Origin of the sequence: Streptosporangium sp. NPDC050855, assembly GCF_044456585.1 — a bacterium.
In the GTDB taxonomy this organism is placed as follows: Bacteria; Actinomycetota; Actinomycetes; order Streptosporangiales; family Streptosporangiaceae; genus Streptosporangium; species Streptosporangium longisporum.
This window is the reverse complement of record NZ_JBITFY010000055.1, coordinates 1-5,125: the sequence shown is the minus strand read 5'-3', so window position 1 is coordinate 5,125 and position 5,125 is coordinate 1. Positions and strand designations below refer to the sequence as shown.

The window sequence follows — 5,125 nt, the reverse complement described above, 5'->3', positions numbered from 1 at the left end:
CTATTCCTATCTCGTCTCGGGCTACGGCACCCCCAAGGGCACCATGGTCCACATGTGGACGTGCCACGGGGCCACAAACCAGAAGTGGACCCGTACCTGACCGGGGGGGGGGGGGGGGGGCCCCCCCCCCCGCCGTCCCCGCAAGAAAGGAGAACCGATGCCCAGACGTCCGTGGCTCACATCACTGATCACGATGGCGTTGATCGTTTCCGGAACCTTCGCGCTCACCGCCACCCCGGCCAACGCGCTCACCATCCCGGCGTCCGACTACCAGCAGGTGCCGCTCGCGTCGGGCGGCGGCGAACTGGGGGAGGCGATGTCGCTGGCCGTGCTGCCGAGCCGGTCGGTCCTGCACACGTCCCGCGACGGCACACTGCGCGTGACCGACGTCAACGGCAACACGAAGGTGGCCGCCAGGCTCAACGTCTACACCCACGACGAGGAGGGCCTCCAGGGTGTGGCGGTCGATCCGGGCTTCGCCACCAACCGGCACGTCTGGCTGTACTACTCACCCCGGCTGAGCACGCCCAACGGTGACGCCCCGGCCACCGGGACCCAGGCGCAGTTCGACCAGTGGAAGGGCGAGTTCTACCTGTCGAGGTTCACCCTCAGGGCGGACGAGACGCTCGACACGTCCAGCGAGAAGGTGGTCCTGCGGGTCGCCAACGACCGCGGCCAGTGCTGTCACGCGGGCGGCGACATCGACTTCGACGCCTCCGGCAACCTGTACCTGACCACCGGCGACGACACCAACCCCTTCGAGTCGGCCGGCTACTCCCCGCTGGACGAGCGGACCAACCGCAACCCGCAGTACGACGCCCAGCGCAGCTCCGCCAACACCAACGACCTGCGCGGCAAGCTCCTGCGGATCAAGCCGCAGGCGGACGGCACCTACACGATCCCCAGCGGCAACCTGTTCGCGCCGGGGACGGCGAGGACGCGGCCGGAGATCTACGCGATGGGTCTGCGCAACCCGTTCCGGATGAGCGTGGACAAGGCGACCGGTGTCGTCTACCTGGGCGACTACGGTCCGGACGCGGGGTCGACCAACTCCGGCCGGGGACCGAGCGGGCAGGTGGAGTTCAACCGCATCACCGCCGCCGGCAACTACGGCTGGCCGTACTGCACGGGCGGCAACACCGTCAACGAGACCTACAACGAGTGGAACTTCGCCTCCAACAGCACCGGCGCGAAGTACAACTGCGCGGGAGGCCCGACCAACAACTCCTTCCGCAACACCGGCCTGACCACGCTGCCCCCGGCCAAGGCGGCGTGGATCAAGTACGGCGGTGACTCCGGCTCGCCGCCGGAGTTCGGCACCGGCTCGGAGTCGCCGATGGGCGGCCCGGTCTACCGGTACGACCCCAACCTGAACTCCTCCGTCAAGTTCCCCCAGGTGCTCGACGGACGCTACTTCGCCGGCGAGTACGGCCGCCGCTGGATCAAGGCCATCGAGGTCAGGAGCGACGGCGGCTACGGGGAGATCTCCGCGTTCCCCTGGTCGGGGACGCAGGTGATGGACATGGCCTTCGGCCCCGACGGAGCGCTGTACGTGCTGGACTACGGCACCGGCAACAACAACCAGGCGCTCTTCCGGATCGAGTACATCGGCAAGGCCAACCGCAACCCGATCGCCAAGGCCGCGGCCGACAGGACCTCGGGGCCGGCTCCGCTGACGGTGAACTTCTCCTCGGCCGGCAGCTCCGACCCCGAGGGCGGCGCGCTGACGTACTCGTGGAACTTCGGCGACGGCACCACCTCCACGGCCGCCAACCCGAGCAAGACCTACAGCGCCAACGGCGCGTACACCGCCACGCTCACCGTCCGGGACCCGCAGGGGCTGACCGGGAGCGCGAGCGTGAGCGTGTCCGTCGGCAACACCGCCCCGTCCGTCACGCTCACCACCCCCGGCGACGGCCGGCTGTTCGCCTTCGGCGACACGGTGCCGTTCCAGGTCAACGTCAGCGACCCGGAGGACGGCACGGTCGACTGTTCGAAGGTGACGGTCTCCTACTCGCTCGGCCATGACAGCCACGCCCACCAGATCACCTCCAGGACCGGCTGCAGCGGCTCCATCGCGGTACCGGTCGACGGGGAGCACGACGCCGCGGCGAACATCTACGGCGTCTTCACGGCCTCCTACACCGACGCCGGCGGCCTGACCTCCACCAGCAGCCGGACGCTGCAGCCACGGCACCGGCAGGGCGAGCACTTCGGCGCCCAGCAGGGCGTGCAGACGGCCGACCACACCACCGCCGAGGGCGGCAGGACCGTGGGCTTCGTCGACGACGGCGACTGGATCTCCTTCCAGCCGTACAACCTGGGCAACGCCACGAGCATCACCGCGCGGGTGTCCTCGGCGGGCGCGGGCGGCCGGATCGAGGTCCGGGCGGGCTCGGCCACGGGCACGCTGCTGGGAACGGTCAACGTCACGAGCACCGGTGGGTGGGAGACCTTCGCCGACGTCTCGGCGAACCTCGCCGGCGCGCCGTCCGGCACCACGACGCTGTACCTCGTCTTCCGCGGCGCGACCGGCCAGGGCTACCTGTTCGACCTGGACGCCTTCACCTTCGGCACCGGTACGACCCCGACGCCCACCCCGACCCCGACGCCTTCGGGGAACGCGCTGAAGGGCGTGGGCTCGGGCCGGTGCCTGGACGTCAGCGGCGCCTCGACGGCCAACGGCGCCGCGGTGAACATCTGGGACTGCAACGGCCGGCCCAACCAGCAGTGGACCTCGACCGCGGCGCAGGAGCTGCGGGTGTACGGCAACAAGTGCCTGGACGTGTCCGGTGCCGGGACCGCCGACGGGACCGCGGTCAACATCTGGGACTGCAACGGCCAGAACAACCAGAAGTGGCGCCTGAACGCCGACGGCACCATCACCGCCGTCGGCGCCAACAAGTGCCTGGACGTTTCCGGCTTCGGCACGGCCAACGGCACCAAGGTCCACATCTGGACCTGCGCCGGCGGCACCAACCAGAGATGGACCCGCGCCTGAGGCCGTCCGCCCCACCAGGCGACCTCGGCCGCACGACGAGTACCCAATCGATGTGGCGCCCGGTACGGCCCGGCTCATCGCCGGACGGGCCGCGCCGGGCGCCACGATGGAAGGACACCCATGCTTCGACATCTGACCCCCGCGCCGCCCGGGCGCATCGCGGGCGGTGGCAGGAGGACCTCCGTGCTGCGACGCCTGTCGGTGGCCGCGGTGGCGCTCGCCGCCACCGCCGCGACCCTGGCCCCCGCCGTATCCGCCGAGGCCGCCGCGACCGTGACCCCCGCCCTCTCCGCCGAGGCCGCCAAGGCCGCCGCCTTCGAGGTGCTGGTCTTCTCCAAGACGGCCGGGTTCCGGCACGACGCGATCCCCGTCGGGATCCAGACCATCCGCGACCTCGGGGCCGCGAACGACTTCACCGTCACCGCCACCGAGGACGCCGGCGTCTTCACCACCTCCAACCTCGCCCGGTACAGGGCGGTGGTGTTCCTCAACACCACCGGTGACGTGCTGAACGACAGCCAGCAGTCGGCCTTCCAGTCGTACGTGGACGGCGGGGGCGGCTACGTCGGGGTGCACTCGGCCGCCGACACCGAGTACAACTGGCCGTACTACGGGCAGCTGGTGGGCGCCTGGTTCAGCAGCCACCCGGCGATCCAGCAGGCCACGGTACGCAACGAGGACCGGGCGCACGCCGCGACCTCCCACCTGGGACCGACCTGGACACGGACCGACGAGTGGTACAGCTTCCGGAGCAACCCCCGCCCGAACGTGCGCGTCCTGCAGAGCCTGGACGAGAGCACCTACAGCGGCGGCGGCATGGGCGACCACCCGATCACCTGGTGCCGTCCCCAGGCCTCCGGCCGCTCGTTCTACACCGGACTGGGACACACCCAGGAGTCGTACGCGGACTCGAACTTCCGCACGCTGCTGCTGGGCGGGATCCGGTACGCGGCCAAGGCGACCAACGCCGACTGCCGTCCGGAGACCGGTTACACGCCGTTGTACAACGGGTCGACGACCGGCTGGTCACAGGCCGGGCCGGGGTCGTTCACGAACAGCTCGGGCACGCTGACCTCGCAGGGCGGCATGGGCATGCTCTGGTACAACGCCAAGCAGTTCGGGTCGTACTCGCTCAAGCTCGACTGGAGGCTGAACGGCGACTCCAACTCCGGGGTGGTCGTCGGGTTCCCGGCCACCACCGACCCGAACGCGGCGCTCAACACCGGGCACGAGGTGCAGATCGACGCGACCGACAGCGCGGACAAGACGACGGGGGCGGTCTACGGGTTCAAGGCGGCGGACCTCGCCGCACGCGACGCGGCGCTGAACCCGCCGGGGCAGTGGAACACCTACGAGCTGCTGGTGGAGGGCGAGCGGCTGCAGGTGTTCCTGAACGGTGTGAAGATCAACGATTTCACCAACACCGACCCGGCCCGCTCGCTGCAACAGGGCCACATCGGCATCCAGAACCACGGGTCCCCCGACGTGGTGGCGTACCGCAACATCCGCATCAAGGAACTGGGCGGCGTGACCCCGACGCCGACCCCCACCCCGACGCCTTCCGGGCAGACGAGCGCGCTGCGGGGGGTGGGCTCGGGCCGGTGCCTGGACGTCAGCGGCGCCTCGACGGCCAACGGCGCCGCGGTGAACATCTGGGACTGCAACGGCCAGGCCAACCAGCGCTGGACCTCCACCGCCGCCGGTGAGCTGCGGGTGTACGGCAACAAGTGCCTGGACGTGAGCGGGGCGGGCACCGCCAACGGCACCGCGGTCAACATCTGGGACTGCAACGGACAGAACAACCAGAAGTGGCGCCTGAACGCCGACGGCACCATCACCGCCCTGGGCGCGAACAAGTGCCTGGACGTGTCCGGCTTCGGCACGGCCAACGGCAGCAAGGTGCACATCTGGACCTGCGCCGGCGGCACCAACCAGAGGTGGAACCGCGTCTGAGGTCTGCCTGCGACGGCGGTTCCACGCTCACCCGGTGGGCGTGACACGGCGTCCGGCGCGGGGGGGGCGCCCCCCCCCGGGGGGGGGCGGCCGGGGGGGGCCGGGGGGGCGGGGGGGGGGGCGGGGGCGGGCGGGGGGGGGGGGGGGGGGGGCCCCCGGGGCGGCACGTTG

Annotated in this window: 2 protein-coding genes; both read left to right on the top strand. The window is 70.9% G+C overall.

Annotation, left to right across the window (positions count from 1 at the left end; translation table 11 throughout):
* Nucleotides 1–157 precede the first annotated feature (157 nt).
* Nucleotides 158–3,001: an RICIN domain-containing protein gene (locus ACIBCT_RS40440; RefSeq protein WP_399197357.1), complete on the top strand. Its 2,844-nt coding sequence runs from the start codon at nucleotides 158–160 to the stop codon at nucleotides 2,999–3,001.
* A gap of 120 nt (nucleotides 3,002–3,121) precedes the next feature.
* Nucleotides 3,122–4,954, top strand: coding sequence for a lectin (locus ACIBCT_RS40435; protein ID WP_399197356.1), 1,833 nt, complete (start codon nucleotides 3,122–3,124; stop codon nucleotides 4,952–4,954).
* Nucleotides 4,955–5,125 lie beyond the last annotated feature (171 nt).